At 56.5% G+C, this 21,460-nt stretch carries 22 protein-coding genes and 1 other annotated feature (1 of these 23 running past the window's edge); of the genes, 15 read left to right on the top strand and 7 right to left on the bottom strand.

Features of this window, described 5'->3' with window-relative positions; translation table 11 throughout:
- The first annotated feature begins 227 nt into the window (after nucleotides 1-227).
- The 4 genes from deoC to deoD all read left to right on the top strand — a co-directional run bounded on the left by deoC (nucleotide 228) and on the right by deoD (nucleotide 4,472).
- Nucleotides 228-1,007 (top strand): deoxyribose-phosphate aldolase, encoded by a 780-nt coding sequence (gene deoC / locus NUX24_RS11005; protein WP_003856543.1) that lies wholly within the window; start codon nucleotides 228-230, stop codon nucleotides 1,005-1,007.
- 53 nt (nucleotides 1,008-1,060) lie between these two features.
- On the top strand, nucleotides 1,061-2,383 hold the full coding sequence (gene deoA / locus NUX24_RS11000) for a thymidine phosphorylase (RefSeq protein WP_047651601.1): 1,323 nt from the start codon (nucleotides 1,061-1,063) through the stop codon (nucleotides 2,381-2,383).
- A 53-nt stretch (nucleotides 2,384-2,436) separates the two neighbouring features.
- On the top strand, nucleotides 2,437-3,660 hold the full coding sequence (deoB, locus tag NUX24_RS10995; RefSeq protein WP_033144579.1) for a phosphopentomutase: 1,224 nt from the start codon (nucleotides 2,437-2,439) through the stop codon (nucleotides 3,658-3,660).
- An 89-nt stretch (nucleotides 3,661-3,749) separates the two neighbouring features.
- Nucleotides 3,750-4,472, top strand: a complete 723-nt coding sequence (gene deoD, locus NUX24_RS10990) for a purine-nucleoside phosphorylase (RefSeq protein WP_010427122.1) — start codon at nucleotides 3,750-3,752, stop codon at nucleotides 4,470-4,472.
- A 61-nt stretch (nucleotides 4,473-4,533) separates the two neighbouring features.
- Here the strand turns inward: deoD and lplA are convergent, their stop codons facing one another.
- Entirely contained in the window at nucleotides 4,534-5,550 is a 1,017-nt protein-coding gene (gene lplA, locus NUX24_RS10985) for a lipoate--protein ligase LplA (protein ID WP_048975084.1), read from the bottom strand.
- 39 nt (nucleotides 5,551-5,589) lie between these two features.
- The gene (locus tag NUX24_RS10980; protein WP_193805080.1) at nucleotides 5,590-6,234 is read right to left on the bottom strand and encodes a YtjB family periplasmic protein; all 645 of its coding nucleotides are present in this window, start codon (nucleotides 6,232-6,234) and stop codon (nucleotides 5,590-5,592) included.
- 117 nt (nucleotides 6,235-6,351) lie between these two features.
- Here NUX24_RS10980 and serB point away from each other — a divergent pair, with 117 nt between their 5' ends.
- Genes serB through nadR form a run of 3 tightly spaced genes read left to right on the top strand, consistent with a single transcriptional unit; the run spans nucleotide 6,352 to nucleotide 9,987 of the window.
- Nucleotides 6,352-7,320 (top strand): phosphoserine phosphatase, encoded by a 969-nt coding sequence (serB, locus tag NUX24_RS10975; RefSeq protein ID WP_023310325.1) that lies wholly within the window; start codon nucleotides 6,352-6,354, stop codon nucleotides 7,318-7,320.
- 11 nt (nucleotides 7,321-7,331) lie between these two features.
- Nucleotides 7,332-8,717 carry a DNA repair protein RadA gene (gene radA, locus NUX24_RS10970; protein WP_023310326.1) on the top strand — a complete coding sequence of 462 codons (1,386 nt, stop codon included), beginning with the start codon at nucleotides 7,332-7,334 and terminating at the stop codon, nucleotides 8,715-8,717.
- A gap of 37 nt (nucleotides 8,718-8,754) precedes the next feature.
- Entirely contained in the window at nucleotides 8,755-9,987 is a 1,233-nt protein-coding gene (nadR, locus tag NUX24_RS10965) for a multifunctional transcriptional regulator/nicotinamide-nucleotide adenylyltransferase/ribosylnicotinamide kinase NadR (RefSeq protein WP_006810194.1), read from the top strand.
- A 42-nt stretch (nucleotides 9,988-10,029) separates the two neighbouring features.
- Here the strand turns inward: nadR and NUX24_RS10960 are convergent, their stop codons facing one another.
- On the bottom strand, nucleotides 10,030-11,031 hold the full coding sequence (locus NUX24_RS10960; protein ID WP_257831497.1) for a zinc-binding alcohol dehydrogenase family protein: 1,002 nt from the start codon (nucleotides 11,029-11,031) through the stop codon (nucleotides 10,030-10,032).
- Between the two features lie 108 nt (nucleotides 11,032-11,139).
- On the opposite strand from NUX24_RS10960, the gene NUX24_RS10955 reads away from it, so the two are divergent.
- Nucleotides 11,140-12,039, top strand: coding sequence for a LysR family transcriptional regulator (locus NUX24_RS10955; protein WP_214577083.1), 900 nt, complete (start codon nucleotides 11,140-11,142; stop codon nucleotides 12,037-12,039).
- A gap of 73 nt (nucleotides 12,040-12,112) precedes the next feature.
- Here NUX24_RS10955 and ettA read toward each other — a convergent pair whose 3' ends face one another.
- Entirely contained in the window at nucleotides 12,113-13,780 is a 1,668-nt protein-coding gene (gene ettA, locus NUX24_RS10950; RefSeq protein ID WP_257831494.1) for an energy-dependent translational throttle protein EttA, read from the bottom strand.
- Nucleotides 13,781-14,007: 227 nt separating this feature from the next.
- Between ettA and sltY the strand changes: the two genes are divergently transcribed.
- Both sltY and trpR read left to right on the top strand, forming a co-directional pair.
- Complete coding sequence (sltY, locus tag NUX24_RS10945; RefSeq protein ID WP_047651592.1) at nucleotides 14,008-15,945, top strand: murein transglycosylase; 1,938 nt, start codon at nucleotides 14,008-14,010, stop codon at nucleotides 15,943-15,945.
- A 55-nt stretch (nucleotides 15,946-16,000) separates the two neighbouring features.
- Nucleotides 16,001-16,327, top strand: a complete 327-nt coding sequence (trpR, locus tag NUX24_RS10940) for a trp operon repressor (RefSeq protein ID WP_047651590.1) — start codon at nucleotides 16,001-16,003, stop codon at nucleotides 16,325-16,327.
- On the opposite strand, the gene yjjX is transcribed toward trpR, so the two are convergent.
- On the bottom strand, nucleotides 16,324-16,839 hold the full coding sequence (gene yjjX / locus NUX24_RS10935; RefSeq protein ID WP_047651589.1) for an inosine/xanthosine triphosphatase: 516 nt from the start codon (nucleotides 16,837-16,839) through the stop codon (nucleotides 16,324-16,326). The genes trpR and yjjX overlap by 4 nt on opposite strands.
- A gap of 50 nt (nucleotides 16,840-16,889) precedes the next feature.
- Between yjjX and gpmB the strand changes: the two genes are divergently transcribed.
- Complete coding sequence (gene gpmB / locus NUX24_RS10930) at nucleotides 16,890-17,537, top strand: 2,3-diphosphoglycerate-dependent phosphoglycerate mutase GpmB (protein WP_023310332.1); 648 nt, start codon at nucleotides 16,890-16,892, stop codon at nucleotides 17,535-17,537.
- Here the strand turns inward: gpmB and robA are convergent.
- On the bottom strand, nucleotides 17,534-18,403 hold the full coding sequence (gene robA / locus NUX24_RS10925; RefSeq protein WP_047651588.1) for an MDR efflux pump AcrAB transcriptional activator RobA: 870 nt from the start codon (nucleotides 18,401-18,403) through the stop codon (nucleotides 17,534-17,536). The two genes, gpmB and robA, sit on opposite strands and share 4 nt — an antisense overlap.
- Before the next feature lie 211 nt (nucleotides 18,404-18,614).
- On the opposite strand from robA, the gene creA reads away from it, so the two are divergent.
- Nucleotides 18,615-19,088, top strand: coding sequence for a protein CreA (creA, locus tag NUX24_RS10920; protein WP_032660778.1), 474 nt, complete (start codon nucleotides 18,615-18,617; stop codon nucleotides 19,086-19,088).
- Nucleotides 19,089-19,134: 46 nt separating this feature from the next.
- Here creA and arcA read toward each other — a convergent pair whose 3' ends face one another.
- Nucleotides 19,135-19,851 (bottom strand): two-component system response regulator ArcA, encoded by a 717-nt coding sequence (gene arcA, locus NUX24_RS10915; RefSeq protein ID WP_003856501.1) that lies wholly within the window; start codon nucleotides 19,849-19,851, stop codon nucleotides 19,135-19,137.
- Nucleotides 19,852-19,946: 95 nt separating this feature from the next.
- Here arcA and yjjY point away from each other — a divergent pair, with 95 nt between their 5' ends.
- The 3 genes from yjjY to thrL all read left to right on the top strand — a co-directional run bounded on the left by yjjY (nucleotide 19,947) and on the right by thrL (nucleotide 21,453).
- A complete protein-coding gene (gene yjjY / locus NUX24_RS10910) occupies nucleotides 19,947-20,087 on the top strand; it encodes a protein YjjY (protein ID WP_085928893.1) in 141 nt (46 codons plus the stop codon).
- A 399-nt stretch (nucleotides 20,088-20,486) separates the two neighbouring features.
- On the top strand, nucleotides 20,487-21,173 hold the full coding sequence (locus NUX24_RS10905) for a tRNA/rRNA methyltransferase (protein WP_257831487.1): 687 nt from the start codon (nucleotides 20,487-20,489) through the stop codon (nucleotides 21,171-21,173).
- Between the two features lie 211 nt (nucleotides 21,174-21,384).
- Complete coding sequence (thrL, locus tag NUX24_RS10900) at nucleotides 21,385-21,453, top strand: thr operon leader peptide (protein ID WP_015572623.1); 69 nt, start codon at nucleotides 21,385-21,387, stop codon at nucleotides 21,451-21,453.
- Nucleotides 21,392-21,460, top strand: a sequence feature (Thr leader region); it runs 48 nt beyond the window's last position. It overlaps the preceding gene by 62 nt.

The following is a 21,460-nucleotide window of genomic DNA, read 5'->3' as shown; positions in this document are numbered from 1 at the left end:
GATTGTAGAAAGCCAGCCTGTCGGCGCTTTTGATCCGACAGGGGGTATCGCTGCTTTAGTCGGCAATTCGCAGGCTAAAGTTTGAAGAAGATCTCATTACAGTAATGCAAATTTGTACGCAGTTTTCATTAACTGTGATGAATGTCGAAGTGTGGATGCGGGTGAATGTTAGAATACTCACAGACCCGCAAGGTAAAATTTATACGGCACTGCCGTTGGAGATTGTTATGACCGATTTAACTGCAAGCAGCCTGCGCGCGTTGAAACTGATGGACCTGACCACCCTGAACGATGACGACACCAATGAAAAAGTCATCGCCCTGTGCCATCAGGCGAAAACGCCGGTGGGTAATACCGCAGCCGTTTGTATCTACCCGCGCTTTATCCCTATTGCCCGTAAGACTCTGAAAGAGCAGGGTACGCCGGACGTGCGCATTGCAACCGTAACTAACTTCCCGCACGGCAACGATGATATCGAGATTGCGCTGGCTGAAACCCGCGCGGCGATTGCTTACGGCGCAGACGAAGTTGACGTGGTGTTCCCGTACCGCGCGCTGATCGCCGGCAACGAGCAGGTCGGTTTTGACCTGGTGAAAGCCTGTAAAGACGCGTGCGCGGCGGCAAACGTGCTGCTGAAAGTGATCATCGAAACCGGCGAGCTGAAAGAAGAAGCGCTGATTCGTAAAGCATCTGAAATCTCCATCAAAGCCGGTGCGGATTTCATTAAAACCTCTACCGGTAAAGTGCCGGTGAATGCGACCCCGGAAAGCGCGCGCATCATGATGGAAGTGATCCGCGACATGGGCGTATCCAAAACCGTTGGTTTCAAACCCGCGGGCGGCGTGCGTACTGCCGAAGACGCGCAGCAGTTCCTGGCGATTGCCGACGAGCTGTTTGGCGCCGACTGGGCGGACTCCCGTCACTACCGCTTCGGCGCGTCCAGCCTGCTGGCTAGCCTGCTGAAAGCGCTGGGTCACGGCGACGGTAAGAGCGCAAGCAGCTACTAAGATTTGAATTGCCGGGTGAGCGTAGCGACCCCGGCCTACTTCGGGAGGTTACCGTGTTTCTCGCACAAGAAATTATTCGTAAAAAACGTGATGGTCATGCATTAAGCGACGAAGAGATCCGCTTCTTTATCAACGGCATTCGTGATAACACCGTCTCTGAAGGGCAGATTGCGGCTCTGGCGATGACCATTTTCTTCCACGATATGTCGATGCCTGAGCGCGTGTCGCTGACCATGGCGATGCGAGATTCAGGAACCGTTCTGGACTGGAAAAGCCTTAACCTTAACGGCCCGATTGTGGATAAACACTCCACCGGCGGCGTGGGCGATGTGACGTCTCTGATGCTCGGCCCGATGGTGGCAGCCTGCGGCGGTTATATCCCGATGATCTCCGGACGTGGCCTGGGCCACACCGGCGGTACGCTCGACAAACTGGAAGCCATTCCGGGCTTCGATATCTTCCCGGACGACAACCGCTTCCGCGACATTATTAAAGACGTTGGTGTGGCGATTATCGGCCAGACCAGCTCTCTTGCTCCGGCAGACAAGCGTTTCTACGCGACCCGCGACATCACCGCGACCGTTGACTCCATCCCGCTGATCACCGCCTCTATCCTGGCGAAGAAACTGGCAGAAGGGCTGGACGCGCTGGTGATGGACGTGAAGGTCGGCAGCGGCGCGTTTATGCCGACGTATGAACTCTCAGAGGCGCTGGCCGAAGCGATCGTGGGCGTGTCCAACGGTGCGGGCGTGCGCACCACTGCGCTGCTCACCGACATGAACCAGGTGCTGGCGTCCAGCGCCGGTAACGCCGTCGAAGTGCGTGAAGCGGTGCAGTTCCTGACCGGTGAATACCGCAACCCACGTCTGTTCGACGTCACCATGGCACTGTGCGTTGAGATGTTAATCTCCGGCAAGCTGGCCAAAGACGACGCAGAAGCCCGCGCGAAACTGCAGGCGGTGCTGGACAACGGCAAAGCGGCGGACATTTTCGGCCGCATGGTAGCAGCCCAGAAAGGCCCGACCGATTTCGTCGAAAACTACGCGAAATACCTGCCAACCGCGACGCTCAGCAAAGCGGTGTATGCCGATAGCGAAGGGTTTGTCTCTGCAATGGACACCCGTGCGCTGGGTATGGCGGTGGTCTCAATGGGCGGCGGCCGTCGTCAGGCGTCAGACACCATTGATTACAGCGTCGGCTTTACCGATATGGCCCGTCTGGGCGACAGCGTTGACGGTCAACGTCCGCTGGCGGTGATCCACGCGAAAGACGAAGCCAGCTGGCAGGAAGCGGCTAAAGCGGTGAAAGCGGCTATTACGCTTGACGATAAAGCGCCGGAAACCACACCGACTGTCTATCGCCGTATCACCGAATAGCGGTATACTGATCTGATCGATAATTTTTGAAGCACTACGTACGGAGAACAATTATGAAACGTGCATTTATTATGGTGCTGGACTCATTCGGCATCGGCGCAACCGAAGATGCAGAACGTTTTGGTGACGTGGGTTCCGATACCATGGGCCATATCGCGGAAGCCTGTGCAAAAGGCGAAGCGGACAACGGTCGTAAAGGCCCTCTGACTCTACCTAACCTGACCCGCCTCGGGCTGGTGAAAGCGCATGAAGGCTCTACCGGTAAAATCGCAGCCGGTATGGACGGCAACGCGGAAGTCGTGGGCGCCTACGCCTGGGCTCACGAGCTCTCCTCCGGTAAAGACACCCCGTCTGGCCACTGGGAAATCGCCGGTGTGCCGGTGCTGTTCGACTGGGGTTACTTCTCCGATCACGAGAACAGCTTCCCGCAGGAGCTGCTCGATAAGCTGGTGAAGCGTGCCAACCTGCCGGGCTACCTCGGTAACTGCCACTCTTCCGGTACCGTGATTCTGGATCAGCTCGGCGAAGAGCACATGAAAACCGGCAAGCCGATTTTCTATACCTCTGCTGACTCCGTGTTCCAGATTGCGTGCCATGAAGAGACGTTTGGCCTGGACAAACTCTACGAGCTGTGTGAAATCGCTCGTGAAGAGCTGACCGAAGGCGGCTACAACATTGGTCGCGTGATCGCACGTCCGTTCATCGGCGACAAAGCGGGTAACTTCCAGCGTACCGGTAACCGTCACGATCTGGCCGTTGAGCCACCGGCGCCAACCGTGCTGCAGAAGCTGGTTGAAGAGAAAGATGGTCACGTGGTGTCCGTGGGTAAAATCGCGGATATCTACGCTAACTGCGGCATCACCAAAAAAGTGAAAGCCACCGGTCTGGATGCGCTGTTCGATGCCACCATCAAAGAGATGAAAGAAGCGGGCGACAAGACCATTGTCTTCACCAACTTCGTGGACTTCGACTCCTCCTGGGGCCACCGTCGCGACGTCGCAGGCTATGCGGCTGGTCTTGAGCTGTTCGACCGCCGTCTGCCGGAGCTGATGGAGCTGGTGGGCGAAGATGACATTCTGATCCTGACCGCGGACCACGGCTGTGACCCAACCTGGACCGGTACCGACCACACCCGTGAGCACATTCCGGTGCTGGTGTACGGCCCGAAAGTGAAGCCGGGCTCGCTCGGTCACCGTGAAACCTTCGCGGACATAGGCCAGACCCTGGCGAAATACTTTGGTACGTCTGACATGGAATATGGCAAGGCCATGTTCTGAATCATGTTGGGTGAGGCCTGATGCCCTCACCCCTGCCCTCTCCCACAGGAAGAGGGTGAATAGAATAAACAATGTAAAAGGAACTGAAGATGGCAACTCCTCACATTAACGCAGAAATGGGTGATTTCGCTGACGTCGTATTGATGCCGGGCGACCCGCTGCGCGCGAAGCACATTGCAGAAACTTTCCTGGAAGACGTGCGTGAAGTGAACAACGTTCGCGGCATGCTGGGCTTCACCGGTACCTATAAAGGCCGCAAAATTTCCGTTATGGGCCACGGTATGGGTATCCCATCCTGCTCTATCTATACTAAAGAGCTGATCACCGACTTCGGCGTGAAGAAAATCATCCGCGTTGGCTCCTGCGGCGCGGTGCGTATGGACGTTAAGCTGCGCGACATCGTTATCGGTATGGGTGCCTGCACCGATTCCAAAGTTAACCGCATGCGTTTCAAAGACCATGACTTCGCGGCGATTGCTGACTTCGGCATGGTGCGTGACGCGGTTGACGCGGCAAAAGCGCTGGGCGTTGAAGCGCGCGTGGGTAACATCTTCTCTGCCGATCTGTTCTATGCCCCGGACGGCGGCGAGATGTTCGACGTGATGGAGAAATACGGCATTCTGGGCGTGGAAATGGAAGCGGCGGGTATCTACGGCGTGGCGGCTGAGTTTGGTGCGAAAGCGCTGACCATCTGCACCGTGTCTGACCACATCCGTACTCACGAGCAGACCACCGCTGCCGAGCGTCAGACCACGTTCAACGACATGATCAAAATCGCGCTGGAATCTGTTCTGCTGGGCGATAAAGAGTAATTCTGTCTCTTCCCTCCCTCTCCCTGTGGGAGAGGGCCGGGGTGAGGGCATCAGACCGCACCTAGCGCACGGCCTGTGCAATCCACGCCGACAGCTCCCGCAGCTCATTTTCCTGCTCCGGGAAATCTCCGATCAACGCGTCGCATTCCTGCTGCAGCATATCCGCCCTGTACAAACAGCCCTGCAAGCGTGCCGACAGCGCCTCTAACGGTGCCGGGTTAAGGCTATCGGTAAACACCTGCGTGCGGGTGATATGGCCTTTCTCCACGTCAAAATGCAGCTCCACGCCGCCCCAGGTAAAACGCTCGTCCAGCAGATGGGAAAACGCAGGAGCCTGACCGAAGTTCCACTCCCAGCTGCTCTGGCGGGCGAAGGTTTCGGCGAAGTTGGGCAGGTCCGGGGTTTTGTCAGGGGAGATCACTTCTGCTTCCACGCGCTCGCCGTAATGTTCAAAGAACGCGTCACGGATCGCATCGCAAATCTGCTCGTGCGTAATTCCCGGCAGCAGTTCCACCAGATTTGCCACGCGACCGCGTACGGAGGTAATTCCTTTGGCCTGGAGCTTTTTCTTATCCGGATTCAGGTAGTTCGCCAGACGGCTCAGGTCAGCGTTCAGCAACAGGGTGCCGTGGTGGAAGCCGCGATCCATCGTTTCGCGATAGGCGGAGCCGGAGACCTTCCGGTCGCCCTCGGGGGTTTTCACCACCAGATCGTTTCGCCCGGACGCTTCCGCCGTCACGCCGAGTGAATTGAGCGCGTTGAGGACGATGGACGTTGAGATGGTTTTATCGTATTCCGGTTTGCCCGCCATAAAGGTAAAGCAGGTATTGCCCAGATCGTGAAACACCGCGCCGCCGCCGCTGCTGCGGCGCGCGAGACGGACGTTGTCCTCTTCCATGCGCCGCGTATTGCACTCTTTCCACGGGTTTTGCGCGCGGCCGATGACCACCGTATCGGCGTTACGCCAGAGAAACAGTACGCGCTGGGTAGCGGGCATCTGGCGGAAGATGCACTCTTCTACCGCGAGATTAAACCAGGGATCGTAAGAGTCAGAGATAAGCAGGCGTAACGTCGTCATGGCAAAGTTCCTTTTCCGAATCGTTCGCCTACTTTATCACTAATCTTTCTTCTCGCTCTCTTCGTCTTCGGGGACGGATTTGCTGGCGGTCAGCAGGAACGGGGATTGCTGCCAGCGCGAGCGCTTGCCGCGAAGCAGGGTACGCGCCAGCACAACGCCGATGGCGAGTGAAAGCAGCAGCATCAGGCGCAGAATATTGGTGGTATTATCGACCTGTTTGGCTTCAGTAGGCAGGGTGTGGGTATCGAGGGTCAGGCGCAGATAGCCCAGCGGGCCATTCTTCCCCTGAATTGGTTCGACAATCTGCTGGTTAAAGTAGCCCCCGGCTTTTTTACCGTCCAGCGCCAGCCTGTCGCGCACGTCGACGTGCTCGCCCGCGCGGGCAATCAGGTTGCCTTGCTCATCATAGACGCCGGCGTCAAGAATGCGGCTGTTCTCCGTGAGCAGGCGCAACACCTGGCCTATCCGCTTATCGTCCGGCGTTTCGGTACGCATGGACTGCGCGACGTTGAGCGTCACCTGGCGTGCCAGCGTACGGGCAAGTTCTTCAAACTGCGGGTTGCGTTGCCGTTGATGGTTTTGGCTAAACCACGATGCCCCTTGCATCAGCACTACTAATAGTGCGAGACAGGAAAGGACAATCACGGCGCGATGGAGCCGGAATTTCAGTTTTGCGCGAGCCATATTCCACCTGCTGAAAATTTACGGCTTAATGTTGCCAGAAGTGATGGTTACAGGGTAGCCTCATGCGTTATTTTCCCTCTGCAACCTTCCGGCGCGAACGAAATTACAGGAGCTTTAATGCCGAACATTACCTGGTGTGACCTGCCAACGGATGTCTCTTTATGGCCAGGATTGCCGCTCTCTTTAAGTGGCGATGAGGTGATGCCTCTGGATTACCACGCCGGTCGTAGCGGCTGGCTCCTCTACGGACGCGGTCTGGATAAGCAACGCCTGACCCAGTATCAAAGCAAGCTGGGTGCGGCAATGGTCATCGTCGCCGCCTGGTGCGTGGAAGACTACCAGGTTATTCGCCTGGCGGGTTCCCTGACGCAGCGCGCAACGCGTCTGGCGCATGACGCGGGGCTGGACGTCGCGCCGCTGGGCAAAATTCCGCACCTGAAAACCCCGGGCCTGCTGGTGATGGACATGGACTCTACCGCCATTCAGATCGAGTGTATCGACGAGATTGCGAAGCTGGCGGGCAGCGGCGAGCTGGTGGCGGAAGTTACCGAGCGTGCGATGCGCGGCGAGCTGGACTTCACCGCCAGCCTGAGACAGCGCGTGGCGACCCTGAAAGGGGCCGATGCCAACATCTTGCGTCAGGTGCGCGACGTGCTGCCGCTGATGCCAGGGCTGACGCAGCTGGTGCTGAAGCTACAGTCCCTCGGCTGGAAAGTAGCGATCGCCTCCGGTGGGTTCACCTTCTTCGCGGATTATCTGCGGGAAAAACTGCATCTGACCACCGTGGTGGCCAATGAGCTGGAGATCATGGACGGCAAGCTGACCGGACAGGTGATCGGCGATATCGTGGATGCCCAGTACAAAGCCAATACGCTAACGCGTCTCGCGGAAAAATATGAAATTCCGGTTGTCCAGACCGTCGCTATCGGGGACGGCGCGAACGACCTGCCGATGATCAAAGCGGCCGGGCTGGGTATTGCCTACCATGCCAAGCCAAAAGTGAATGAAAAGACGGAAGTCACTATCCGTCACGCTGACCTGATGGGGGTATTCTGCATTCTCTCCGGCAGCATTAATCAGAAATAACGAGGTAAACCGTGGCGAAAGCTCCAAAACGCGCATTTGTCTGTAATGAATGTGGTGCGGATTATCCGCGCTGGCAGGGGCAATGCAGCGCCTGTCATGCCTGGAACACCATCACCGAAGTGCGTGGTGTGGCGGCTTCGCCGAGCGTTGCCCGCAATGAACGCCTGAGCGGCTATGCCGGTAACGCGGGCGTGGCGAAGGTGCAAAAACTTTCGGACATCAGCCTCGAAGAGCTGCCGCGCTTCTCCACCGGGTTCAAAGAGTTTGACCGCGTGCTCGGCGGCGGCGTGGTGCCGGGCAGTGCGATCCTGATCGGCGGTAACCCGGGGGCGGGTAAATCGACCCTGCTGCTGCAAACGCTCTGCAGGCTCGCCGAACAGATGAAAACCCTGTACGTCACGGGCGAAGAGTCTCTGCAGCAGGTGGCGATGCGCGCTCACCGCCTCGGCCTGCCGACCGGCAACCTGAACATGCTCTCCGAAACCAGCATCGAGCAGATCTGCATGATCGCCGAAGAAGAGCAGCCGAAGCTGATGGTGATCGACTCCATCCAGGTGATGCACATGGCGGACATTCAGTCCTCGCCGGGCAGCGTCGCGCAGGTGCGTGAAACCGCGGCTTACCTGACGCGCTTTGCCAAAACGCGCGGCGTGGCGATTGTAATGGTCGGCCACGTGACCAAAGACGGCTCGCTGGCCGGGCCGAAGGTGCTTGAACACTGTATCGACTGCTCTGTGATGCTCGACGGCGACGCGGACTCCCGTTTCCGTACCCTGCGCAGCCATAAGAACCGCTTTGGTGCGGTGAACGAACTGGGCGTGTTTGCCATGACCGAACAGGGGCTGCGCGAAGTCAGCAACCCGTCGGCCATCTTCCTGAGCCGCGGCGATGAGATCACCTCCGGCAGCTCGGTGATGGTGCTATGGGAAGGGACGCGCCCGCTGCTTGTCGAAATTCAGGCGCTGGTGGACGTGTCGATGATGGGCAACCCGCGGCGCGTGGCGGTCGGTCTGGAACAGAACCGTCTGGCGATCCTGCTGGCGGTGCTGCACCGTCACGGCGGGCTGCAGATGGCGGATCAGGACGTCTTCGTTAACGTGGTCGGCGGCGTCAAAGTCACGGAGACCAGCGCAGACCTGGCGCTGCTGCTGGCGATGGTCTCCAGCCTGCGCGACAGACCGCTGCCGCAGGATCTGGTGGTCTTCGGCGAAGTGGGCCTCGCCGGGGAAATCCGTCCGGTACCCAGCGGCCAGGAGCGTATCTCCGAGGCGGCAAAACACGGTTTCCGCCGGGCGATCGTTCCCGCCGCCAACGTGCCGAAAAAGATCCCGGAAGGGATGCAGGTATTTGGCGTGAAAAAACTCGCTGATGCGTTAAATGTCTTTGACGACTTATAATTACGTAAATTTGATTTTGCAGGAGGCACCGTAATTTATGTCATCATTTGACTACATCAAGACCGCAATCCGCCAGAAGGGCTGCACGCTGCAGCAGGTGGCGGACGCCAGCGGCATGACCAAAGGCTACCTGAGCCAGCTGCTGAACGCCAAAATCAAAAGCCCCAGCGCGCAGAAGCTGGAAGCGCTGCACCGCTTTCTGGGGCTGGAGTTCCCGCGTATGCAAAAGAACATCGGCGTGGTGTTCGGCAAGTTTTACCCGCTGCATACCGGGCATATCTATCTGATCCAGCGCGCCTGTAGCCAGGTTGACGAGCTGCACATCATCATGGGCTACGACGAAACCCGCGATCGTCAGCTGTTTGAAGACAGCGCCATGTCGCAGCAGCCGACCGTGCCGGACCGCCTGCGCTGGCTGCTCCAGACCTTTAAGTACCAGAAAAATATTCGTATTCATGCCTTTAACGAAGAGGGTATGGAGCCGTATCCGCACGGCTGGGACGTGTGGAGCAACGGCATCAAAGCGTTTATGGAAGAGAAGGGCATTGCGCCTAACTGGATCTACACCTCTGAAGAGTCAGACGCGCCGCAGTTCCGCGAGCATCTGGGCATCGAGACGGTGCTGATCGACCCGAAACGCACCTTTATGAACATCAGCGGGGCGCAGATCCGCGAAAACCCGTTCCGCTACTGGGATTACATTCCGACCGAGGTGAAGCCGTTCTTCGTGCGTACCGTCGCCATCCTGGGCGGCGAGTCGAGCGGTAAATCAACGCTGGTCAACAAGCTGGCGAACATCTTCAACACCACCAGCGCGTGGGAGTACGGCCGCGATTACGTCTTCTCGCACCTTGGCGGCGACGAGATGGCGCTGCAGTATTCCGACTACGACAAAATCGCGCTCGGTCATGCCCAGTACATTGATTTTGCGGTCAAATACGCCAACAAAGTGGCGTTTATCGATACCGATTTTGTCACCACCCAGGCGTTCTGTAAAAAATACGAAGGGCGCGAGCACCCGTTCGTGCAGGCGCTGATTGACGAATACCGCTTTGACCTGGTGATCCTGCTGGAAAACAACACCCCGTGGGTGGCCGACGGCATGCGAAGCCTCGGCAGCTCCGTGGACAGGCGGGAATTCCAGTCCATGCTGGTGGAGATGCTCAACGAAAACAACGTTGAGTTTGTGCATGTGGAAGAGTCGGACTACGACTCCCGTTTCCTGCGCTGCGTCGAACTGGTGAAGGAGATGATGGGGGAGCAGGGGTAAGCGTTAACCGCCCTCTCCCTTTGAGAGAGGGCATAAAACCACTCAGAATTCAACCACCACTTTCCCACGCATGTGTCCCTCCAGCACTTTACGGTGCGCCTCGGTAATGCTTTCCACGCTCAGCCCGTGCAGCGTTTCGCTGAGCGAACTTTCCACCACGCCGTTATCCACCAGCTTTCCCACCTCATTGAGGATCTCACCCTGACGCGCCATATCCGCGGTCTGGTACATGCTGCGGGTGTACATAAATTCCCAGTGCAGGGCGGCGGATTTGGACTTCAGCTTGTCCTGGTTCAGCGGACGTTCATTCTCAACGATGGAACAGATATGCCCCTGAGGCGCAATCAGGTCGCTGACCGCATCCCAGTGTCCGTCGGTGTCGTTGAGGATAAAGATATAATCCACAAAGGTGAGCCCGTGTTTCGCCAGCTCGCCTTTCAGATCGCGGTAGTTGACGACAATATCAGCCCCGCGATCGCGGCACCACCGGGCGGAATCTTCTCGGGAAGCGGTTGCGACGATCTTCACCTTGCTGTTGTGCTTCGCAAAGGGGATCGCCAGCGATCCCACGCCGCCCGCGCCGCCGATGATCAGCAGCGTTTTGTCCGCCCCGGCATCCTGAATGTTCAGGCGTTCAAACAGACCTTCCCACGCGGTGAGCGCGGTCAACGGCAGTGCAGCGGCAGCCGCCCAGCCGAGGCTGGCAGGCTTGTGCCCGACAATGCGTGCATCAATCAGCTGGTGCGTGGTGTTGCTGCCCGGGCGAGTGATGTCGCCCGCGTACCACACCTCGTCACCCGGCTTAAATCCGGTCACGCCAGCCCCCACCGCTTTGACGATCCCGCTGGCATCCCACCCGAGAATGCGCGGCTCGTTCAACCCGTTTTTAGCGATGCCCGCGTGGACTTTGGTATCGACCGGGTTAACGGAGACGGCCTTCACCTCCACCAGCAGATCGTGCTCGCCGGGCTGCGGCATCGGTGGGGTAATTTCAATAAAAACAGCAGGGTTCGCTGGGTTAACGGCAATAGCTTTAACAGACATGGTGTGCTCCTCAATGGCATGCGTTTTGTTGAGGCTAGTCTATAAAGTGGACAGCTGCGTGATAAGATGGACAATCAAGAACTCAGCGTTCGTACAGGGTGAACAATCATGTTTAAGCAGCTGCAGGATATGGCGCTGTTCGCGCTGGTGGCGGAGATGGGCAGCTTCACCGCAGCGGCACACAAAGCGGAACTGCCGAAATCCAGCGTTAGCCAGCGAATTAGCCAGCTGGAGCAGCAGGTGGGGATCCGCCTGCTGAACCGCACCACGCGCAGGATTAGCCTCACGTTTGCGGGCGAGCACTATCTGGTGCACTGTCGTGAGATGCTGGCGGCCAGCGAGCGGGCGGAGTACGCCATTCAGCGGCTGCGCGAAAACCCCAGCGGGCGGCTGCGGATCACCTGTCCGGCGGGAATTGGGGCGACGCTGCTGGCGCACATGAATGCCGAGTTTCAGCTTCGCTATCCTGACGTGTCGCTGGATGTGTCGATCTCTGATGACGTGGTGGATCTGGTCGAGGCCGGTTTTGACGTGGCGCTGCGTACCGGCAAGCCGCAGGATTCCTCCCTGATTGGCCGGATGATCGGGCACTGCCCGCGTTACATGCTGGCGTCGCCGGACTATCTGGCGCGTCGGGAGCCGCTGACGCATCCCCGTCAGTTGGTGGAGCACCGCTGCATTACGCACCGGGCGTGGTCGGAGTGGCTTCTGCGAAGCGAGAGCGAGGATTACCGCTACCTGCCGGATAACGCGCACATGACCGATAATCTGGTCTACGCCCGCGAGTGTGCGATTGCCGGTGCGGGGATCACGCTCTTACCCGCATTTCTGCTGGAAGATAAAATTGAAAAAGGTGCGCTGGTTCAGGTGCTGCCGGAGTGGAATGTTGAAGGAAACGATCTGTGGCTGGCGTATCCAAGCCGCAAGCTGAATTCACCTGCACTGATGAGCTATATCGAGTTTGCGATGCAGTTTGGTGAGGTGAAGCGGTATTACGTGGGTGGGTGATTTTGTGCGGCCTGATGCGCTTACCCTGGCGGTACAAACATAAAAAACGGCAACCGAAGTTGCCGTTTTGCTTTTATTTCGCGATACGCTTGTACTTAATACGCTTCGGCTCCAGCGCGTCGGCGCCCAGCGTGCGTTTCTTGTACTCTTCGTATTCGGTGAAGTTACCTTCGAAGAACTCCACTTTCCCTTCGTCCTGGTAGTCCAGGATGTGGGTCGCGATACGGTCCAGGAACCAGCGGTCGTGCGAGATAACCATCGCACAGCCCGGGAACTCCAGCAGGGCGTTTTCCAGCGCGCGCAGGGTTTCGATATCCAGGTCGTTGGTTGGTTCATCGAGCAGCAGAACGTTACCGCCCACCTGCAGCAGCTTCGCCAGGTGCAGACGACCGCGCTCACCGCCGGACAGCTCGCCCACGCGTTTGCCCTGGTCGGTGCCTTTGAAGTTAAAGCGGCCAACATAGGCGCGGCTTGGCATCTCGGTGTTGCCGATACGCATGATATCCAGACCGCCGGAGACTTCTTCCCACACGGTTTTGCTGTTATCCATCGCGTCACGGAACTGGTCAACGGAGGCCAGCTTCACGGTTTCACCCAGGGTGATAGAGCCGCTGTCAGGCTGTTCCTGACCCGACATCATGCGGAACAGAGTGGATTTACCCGCGCCGTTCGGACCGATGATCCCGACGATAGCGCCTTTCGGTACGGAGAAGGTCAGGTCGTCGATCAGCAGGCGGTCACCGTAGGACTTACGCAGGTTGGTCACTTCAACCACTTTATCCCCCAGACGTGCTCCAGGTGGAATAAACAGTTCGTTGGTTTCGTTACGTTTCTGGTATTCGGTGTTGTTCAGCTCTTCAAAGCGTGCCAGACGGGCTTTGCCTTTAGACTGACGGCCTTTCGCGCCCTGACGAACCCACTCCAGCTCTTTCTCGATAGACTTACGACGCGCCGCTTCCTGTGAAGCTTCCTGCGCCAGACGCTGATCTTTCTGCTCCAGCCAGGAAGAGTAGTTGCCTTCCCACGGAATACCTTCACCGCGGTCCAGCTCCAGGATCCAGCCAGCGACGTTGTCGAGGAAGTAACGGTCGTGGGTAATCGCCACAACGGTGCCTTCGAAGTCGTGCAGGAAGCGCTCCAGCCACGCCACGGATTCTGCATCCAGGTGGTTAGTCGGTTCGTCGAGCAGCAGCATGTCTGGTTTTTCCAGCAGCAGGCGGCACAGCGCCACGCGACGGCGTTCACCCCCGGAGAGGTTCGCGATTTTCGCATCCCAGTCCGGCAGACGCAGGGCATCAGCCGCGCGCTCCAGCTGCACGTTCAGGTTGTGACCGTCGTGCGCCTGGATGATCTCTTCATACTTGCCCTGCTGTGCGGCCAGCTTGTCGAAGTCCGCATCCGGCTCAGCGTATTTGGCATACACTTCGTCCAGACCTTTCAGCGCGTTAACCACTTCGGATACCGCTTCTTCAACGGATTCGCGAACGGTGTGTTCCGAGTTCAGCTGAGGTTCCTGCGGCAGGTAACCAATCTTGATGCCAGGCTGCGGACGGGCTTCACCTTCGATGTCTGTATCAATGCCGGCCATGATGCGCAGCAGGGTGGACTTACCGGCACCGTTGAGACCCAGAACACCGATTTTTGCGCCCGGGAAGAAGCTCAGCGAGATATTTTTAAGAATATGACGTTTCGGCGGGACAACTTTGCCGACACGATGCATGGTATAAACGAATTGAGCCACGTTGGACTTCGCCTCTTTTATCGTAATGAGAAGGAATTTCAGCCTCGAAGTGTAGCCTTTTTCACGCCCTAATCCCAGCCAGGAACGTCGGGAGTGTTAAAACGCGCAAGAAAGGTAAAAAAGTGTCCATGACGTGGCGCGTTGAAGGATGCCTGGTTAGCATAAGTTAATTAGACTTTGACGTGGCAAGACGCTGCAATTGACGAAAAAACAATGAGGAAGAGCTTGTGGAAAAAGCCAAACGGGTGGTCTGGCGTCTGCTGGCTGCCAGCGTATGCGTAATGGCGGTAAGCCAGGCGGTGCATGCCGATTCACTGGATGAACAACGTAACCGCTACGCCCAGATTAAACAGGCGTGGGACAACAAGCAGATGGATACCGTGCAGGCGCTGATGCCGACGCTAAAGGATTATCCGCTGTATCCGTATCTGGAGTATCGCCAGATTACCGACGATCTGATGAACCAGCCTACCGTCACCGTGAATAACTTCATTCAGGCGAACCCGACCCTGCCGCCTGCCCGAAATCTGCAGTCTCGTTTCGTTAACGAGCTGGCGCGTCGCGAAGACTGGCGCGGCCTGCTGGCGTTTAGCCCTGAAAAGCCGAACGCCACCGAAGCCCAGTGTAACTATTACTACGCAAAATGGGCGACCGGCCAGCAGGAAGAGGCCTGGGCCGGAGCGAAAGAGCTCTGGCTGACCGGAAAAAACCAGCCGAACGCCTGTGATTCCCTGTTTAGCGCGTGGCGTGCTTCCGGCAAGCAGGATCCGCTGTCCTACCTTGAGCGCATCCGTCTGGCGATGAAAGCCGGCAACACGCGTCTGGTGACCACGCTGGCGGGGCAGATGCCGTCTGATTACCAGACGATCTCCACGGCGGTTATCGGGCTTGCAAACGATCCCAACAGCGTGCTGAGCTTTGCCCGCAGTACGGGCGCGACCGATTTTACCCGCCAGATGGCGGCGGTGGCCTTTGCCAGCGTGGCGCGTGACGATGTGGAAAACGCGCGGCTGATGATCCCGCAGCTGGTGCAGGCGCAGCAGCTTAATGAGGAGCAAACCCAGGAGCTGCGCGACATTGTGGCGTGGCGACTGATGGGCACCGATGTGACCGATGAACAGGCGCGCTGGCGTGACGATGCCATTATGCGTTCGAACTCCACGTCGCTGGTGGAACGCCGCGTGCGCATGGCGCTGGGCACGGGCGATCGCCGTGGGCTGAATACCTGGCTCGCGCGGTTGCCAATGGAGGCCAAAGAGAAGGACGAATGGCGCTACTGGCAGGCTGACCTGCTGATGGAGCGCGGTCGTGATGATGAGGCCAAAGAGATCCTCCATTCGCTGATGCAGCAGCGCGGGTTTTACCCGATGGCAGCCGCGCAGCGTCTGGGTGAGGAATACACCTTCCGTATAGATAAAGCGCCTGCCAATGCGAACCCGGCGCTGACGCAGGGGCCAGAAATGGCGCGCGTTCGCGAGCTGATGTACTGGAATATGGATAACACCGCGCGCAGCGAGTGGGCGAATCTGGTGACCAGCCGCACCACCGACGAAAAAGCCCAGCTTGCCCGCTATGCGTTTGATAATCACTGGTGGGATCTTAGCGTGCAGGCGACGATCGCCGGTAAACTCTGGGATCATCTGGAAGAGCGTTTCCCGCTGGCGTACAAAGATCTTTTCGATCGCTATACCAGCGGCAAAGATATCCCGCAAAGCTACGCGATGGCGATTGCCCGTCAGGAGAGCGCGTGGAACCCGAAAGTCCGCTCCCCGGTGGGCGCCAGCGGCCTGATGCAGATTATGCCGGGCACGGCGACGCACACGGTGAAGATGTTTAATATTCCTGGCTACAGCAGCCCGTCGCAGCTTCTCGATCCGGATACCAACATCAACATCGGTACCAGCTATCTCCAGTACGTGTATCAGCAGTTCGGCAATAACCGCATCTTCTCTTCAGCGGCGTATAACGCGGGGCCTGGACGCGTGCGTACCTGGCTCGGCAACAGCGCCGGACGCATCGACGCGGTAGCGTTTGTGGAGAGCATTCCGTTCTCGGAAACGCGCGGCTACGTGAAGAACGTGCTGGCCTATGACGCTTACTATCGCTACTTCATGGGGCAGAAAGATACCCTGATGAGCGATGCCGAATGGCAGAGACGTTACTGATCGGCGTGGGTTGTGTTATGCTGTACTCGCTAAAGAGTACAAGAGGCAGCATAACATGACCCAGCATTCCCCGTATTCCTCGGCAATGGCCGAACAACGTCATCAGGAGTGGCTTCGTTTTGTGGAGCTGCTTCGCCAGTCTTACGAGCAGGATCTGCATTTACCCCTGATGCAGCTGATGCTCACGCCGGACGAGCGTGAGGCGCTGGGCACCCGCGTGCGGATCATTGAAGAGTTGCTGCGCGGAGAGATGAGCCAGCGCGAGCTGAAAAATGAGCTCGGCGCGGGTATTGCAACGATCACCCGCGGCTCAAACAGCCTGAAGTCGGCCCCAATTGAGCTGCGCCAGTGGCTGGAAGCGGTATTGCTGAAAAATGCCTAACGATAAATCGCGTTATGGAACGGGCTTAACGCCAGGATCACCGCCTGATGATAAACGCCTGAACGCGTCAGCGCGCCTGCGGTAAAGACGCCAATCGCCCCTTCTTTACGGCCAATCTCATCAATGCCGGTGTACTGCGACATCACTGGCCCGAGCGCTTCACCCGCACGGACTTTTTCCAGAATAATCTCCGGCAGCGGCAGGGTGGCCGAACGCGCTTCACCGCGCTGCTCGTGGCTTTCGATGACAACCCAGCTAAAGGTTGCGCCTTCGTCGATGCCTGCTTCAATCGCTACCCAAAAGTCAGCATCCGGTACGGCAGCCTTCGCGTTTGCCACGCGATTTCGTGCGCCAGCGCGCGTTTCCTCGCTGCCAAACGGCTGTTCAGGTACGCCACTCTCGACGCCGATAACCTCAATATGGCAGGATCCTTCGCCGAAAATCTCTTCAAAAGCCTTTAGAATTGCCTGAATTTTGGCAGGATTGGTGGTAGCAGAGACAACATGGTGCATAATTAAGCTCGATTCTAAAAAAACTCATCGCAGTATAACGGAAAAAAAGCATGTTACAGGTATACCTTGTTCGCCACGGTGAAACGCAGTGGAACGCCGAGCGACGTATTCAAGGCCAGTCAGACAGCCCTCTGACAGAGAAGGGTGTGCAGCAAGCGTGGCAGGTGGCAGAGCGTGCCAGAACGCTGGGCATTACCCACGTGATTACCAGCGATTTAGGTCGCACGCAGCAGACGGCGCGCATCATTGCAGATGCCTGCGGCTGCGATGTGATGCTTGAGCCGCGCCTGCGCGAGCTGGATATGGGCGTGCTGGAAAAACGCCATATCGATACGCTGACGGAAGCGGAGGAGGGCTGGCGCCGCACGCTGGTGAACGGTACCGAAGATGGCCGTATTCCTGAGGGCGAATCCATGCAGGAGCTTAGCGTACGCATGCACGCCGCGCTGGCGGAATGCCTGAAGCTTCCAGCTGGCAGCCGTCCGCTGCTGGTGAGTCACGGGATTGCGTTGGGTTGCCTGGTGAGCACCATTCTGGGGTTACCGGCTTACGCTGAGCGCCGTTTGCGTCTGCGCAACTGCTCCATTTCCCGGATTGATTATCAGGAAAGCGCGTGGCTGGCGTCGGGCTGGGTAGTGGAGATGGCAGGGGACATTTCGCATCTCGATGCCCCTGCGCTTGACGAACTGCAGCGCTAACGACGGATCGGAATCAAGAATTCCATACGCAGATTGATGGGGCCTTCTTCCGGTTTGGCATCCTGCGCCGGGTAGTAGCGCTCAATGTCCTGACCTTTACGGCGATTCAGATTCAGCATCGGCATGCAGGTCCCGTAAACGGTCAGGATAAACTCCTGAACCCCCGTTCCCAGCCCTTCATACGCGAACATCACGTATTCGCCGCCTTCCAGCACGACAGGCTTTGATCCCTGAATGTAGCCATTGGCCATATCGGGCGTCAGCGCGGTGGTGTAGAACACCTCCTGCTCGTCGTCTTTTTCCTGGCTTGGGTGCGTTTCGTTGAGGCCGTACAGGATCGGCGGGATCGTCGGTGCGTGGCTCAGGAAATCGCGCCAGAACTGGACGCGCATCTGATGACGGAACTCTGAAATCTGCTCCAGGGAGCACGAATAGCTCTGCGTCGTGCCGATCAGATGGGTTTCCGGCAGTGTAATAATTTCATACTTCGGCATCGCGAATTCGCCCAGACGCAGCGGCGGACGCATACCAAACGAGCTCCAGTCAGGCGAGCGGCGATAAAGCGCAGGCGTCAACGAGAACTGTTTTTTAAAGGCGCGGGTGAAGGTCTGCTGGGAATCGAAACGATATTGCAGGGCAATATCCAGAATCGGCCGCGCGGTCAGGCGCAGTGCCACAGCAGATTTTGATAAACGACGTGCGCGAATATAGGCCCCGATAGCATGACCGGTGACATCCTTGAACATCCTTTGCAAATGCCACTTGGAATAGCCTGCTTTAGCCGCCACATTATCCAGTGACAAAGGCTGGTCGAGATGACCTTCCAGCCAGGTGAGCAGGTCGCGAATAATTCCAGCCTGATCCATATACTATCCTCATCCTTAAAACAGCAGGTGCCTGATAACAGGTTAGCGGATAATAGCATTTTTTGATGTTTTAGCATTCAGTGTTTTTTTTGCGCATTCATGCTTTTTAGAGCACATTACAGGCAGATATATTCTAATCCTGTGATCTTGCTACATTTTTGTCTAAAGTGTTGAATAATTGCTCAGTGTAATTTTAAAGAATGGTAACAATATGAAATACAAGACTTTGATCTTCACCGCGTTGATGCTGATGGTTGGGCGTGTGGCGCAGGCAGAACAGATTGGCTCCGTCGATACCGTGTTCAAAATGTTCGGTCCGGACCACAAAATCGTGGTGGAGGCGTTTGACGATCCGGACGTGAAAAACGTCACCTGCTACGTCAGCCGCGCGAAAACGGGCGGTATCAAAGGCGGGCTGGGGCTGGCGGAAGATACTTCCGATGCGGCGATCTCTTGCCAGCAGGTGGGCCCGGTTGAGTTGAGCGATAAAATTAAAAACGGCAAAGCGCAGGGCGATGTGGTGTTCCAGAAACGGACCTCGCTGGTATTCAAAAAGCTGCAGGTTGTGCGTTTCTACGATGCGAAACGCAATACGCTGGCTTATCTGGCCTATTCTGACAAAGTGGTGGAAGGTTCGCCGAAAAACGCGATCAGCGCGGTGCCGATTATGCCGTGGCGGGAATAAAAAAAACGGCGCAAATGCGCCGTTTTTTAATGCGTTAACTGCGGGATTACTCCTGCAGATCGCCGCAGAAACGGTACCCTTCGCCGTGGATCGTGGCGATGATTTCCGGCGTATCTGGCGTAGATTCGAAATGCTTACGAATACGACGAATGGTCACGTCTACGGTACGGTCGTGCGGTTTCAGCTCACGGCCGGTCATTTTCTTCAGCAGCTCTGCACGGGACTGAATTTTGCCCGGGTTTTCGCAGAAGTGCAGCATCGCGCGGAATTCACTGCGCGGCAGTTTATACTGCTCACCGTTCGGGCTGATCAGCGAACGGCTATTGATATCAAGTTCCCAGCCGTTGAATTTGTAGCTGTCTACGCTACGACGCTCTTCGCTGACCGTACCCAGGTTCATGGTGCGGGACAGCAGGTTGCGTGCACGAATGGTTAACTCGCGAGGGTTGAACGGCTTGGTGATGTAGTCATCCGCACCGATTTCCAGGCCAAGAATTTTATCAACTTCGTTATCACGGCCCGTCAGGAACATTAACGCGACGTTCGCCTGCTCGCGCAGTTCGCGCGCCAGAAGAAGACCGTTTTTGCCCGGCAGGTTAATATCCATGATCACCAGGTTGATATCATTTTCAGAAAGGATCTGATGCATCTCTGCGCCATCGGTCGCTTCAAAGACATCGTAGCCTTCTGCTTCGAAAATGCTCTTTAACGTGTTGCGTGTTACCAACTCGTCTTCAACGATAAGAATGTGCGGGGTCTGCATGTTTGCTACCTAAATTGCCAACTAAATCGAAACAGGAAGTACAAAAGTCCCTGACCTGCCTGATGCATGTCGCAAATTAACATGATCGGCTTAACGTGACTAAAGTACGTAATTGCGTTCTTGATGCACTTTCCATCAACGTCAACAACATCATTAGCTTGGTCTTGGGTACTTTCCCTTTGGACCCGACAGTGTCAAAAACGGCTGTCATCCTAACCATTTTAACAGCAACATAACAGGCTAAGTGACACCAGACACCCAATAAAACTACGCTTCGTTGACATATATCAAGTTCAATTGTAGCACGTTAACAGTTTGATGAAATCATCGTAGCGGAATGCTAGCCTTTGTCACAATTTTTCAATAAACCAACTAGTTGCGGACATTGATTTATAAACGAAGCGAATCCAATCAGAATAGGGTATTCATGACGCCATTATCATTATAAAACATAGGGATAATAGTGTTCTGTTAACATTCTAACTGATTGTTCAGACAAGGAATAGTTTAGCGTTTTTAATTTGTTATGAAACGCTATTTCGGTGATTTGTGTTGCAATTTTGTAAATTCGCGCTGCGTAATATGTTGAAGTGCATCACATTTTTGCCCGCTAACTGATTAAAAAGAGAGCATAAATGCATCTGTCGATTGTACTGGTCGCCCCAGCCAGAGCCGAAAATATAGGCGCTGCCGCGCGCGCCATGAAGACCATGGGATTTACCGATTTACGTATCGTGGACAGCACCGCGCACCTGGAGCCTGCGGCACGTTGGGTAGCGCACGGTTCGGGCGATATCCTCGATAATATAACCACTTACGCGACGCTTGCTGAGGCGCTGCAAGACATCTCGTTTACCGTTGCGACCACCGCGCGCAGCCGTGCGAAGTTCCATTACTATGCCACCCCTGCGGAGCTGGTGCCGATGCTGAGCGAGAAAAGCCAGTGGCTGGAGAAGGCCGCGCTGGTGTTTGGTCGCGAAGATTCCGGATTAACCAACGAAGAGCTGGAGCTGGCGGACGTTCTTACCGGTGCGCCGATGGTCGCCGATTATCCCTCTCTGAATTTAGGCCAGGCGGTCATGGTCTACTGCTATCAATTAGCCTCCCTAATACAAATCCCTCAACCTCAGGCAGAAGGGGCAAATGAAAATCAGCTGGCTGCGCTGCGCTCTCGCGTTGAGCAACTGTTGTCTCAGCTGGGTGTGGCGGACGATCGGAAAATGGCTGACTGGCTGCAGCAGCGTTTGGGGCGTCTTGAGCAGCGGGACACCGCCATGCTGCACCGTTTGCTGCACGATATTGAAAAAAAATTGGCCGAGTAAAATACTGCCATAAGTTTTTACTATGGCGAATAAGTCTGTCTGGATGGGTTGCATCTGGGGGAATCGGATGAAAATAAATCTGTACGCAGCGGGACGTGAGAGTCTTCCGAATTGTGATCAAATTAAAAATTCGTTGACTTAAGGTGCCCGATCCTTTAACCCTAAAAGAATACAGGACAGACAGATAATAATGACAGAGTACACAACATCCATGAAACGCATCAGCATCACCACCATTACTACAACCATCATCATTACCACAGGTAACGATGCGGGCTGACGCGTAC

The organism is Enterobacter sp. HG048, assembly GCF_024702055.1.
Lineage (GTDB): Bacteria > Pseudomonadota > Gammaproteobacteria > Enterobacterales > Enterobacteriaceae > Enterobacter > Enterobacter dykesii.
This window is presented reverse-complemented; position numbering and strand designations above follow the sequence as displayed.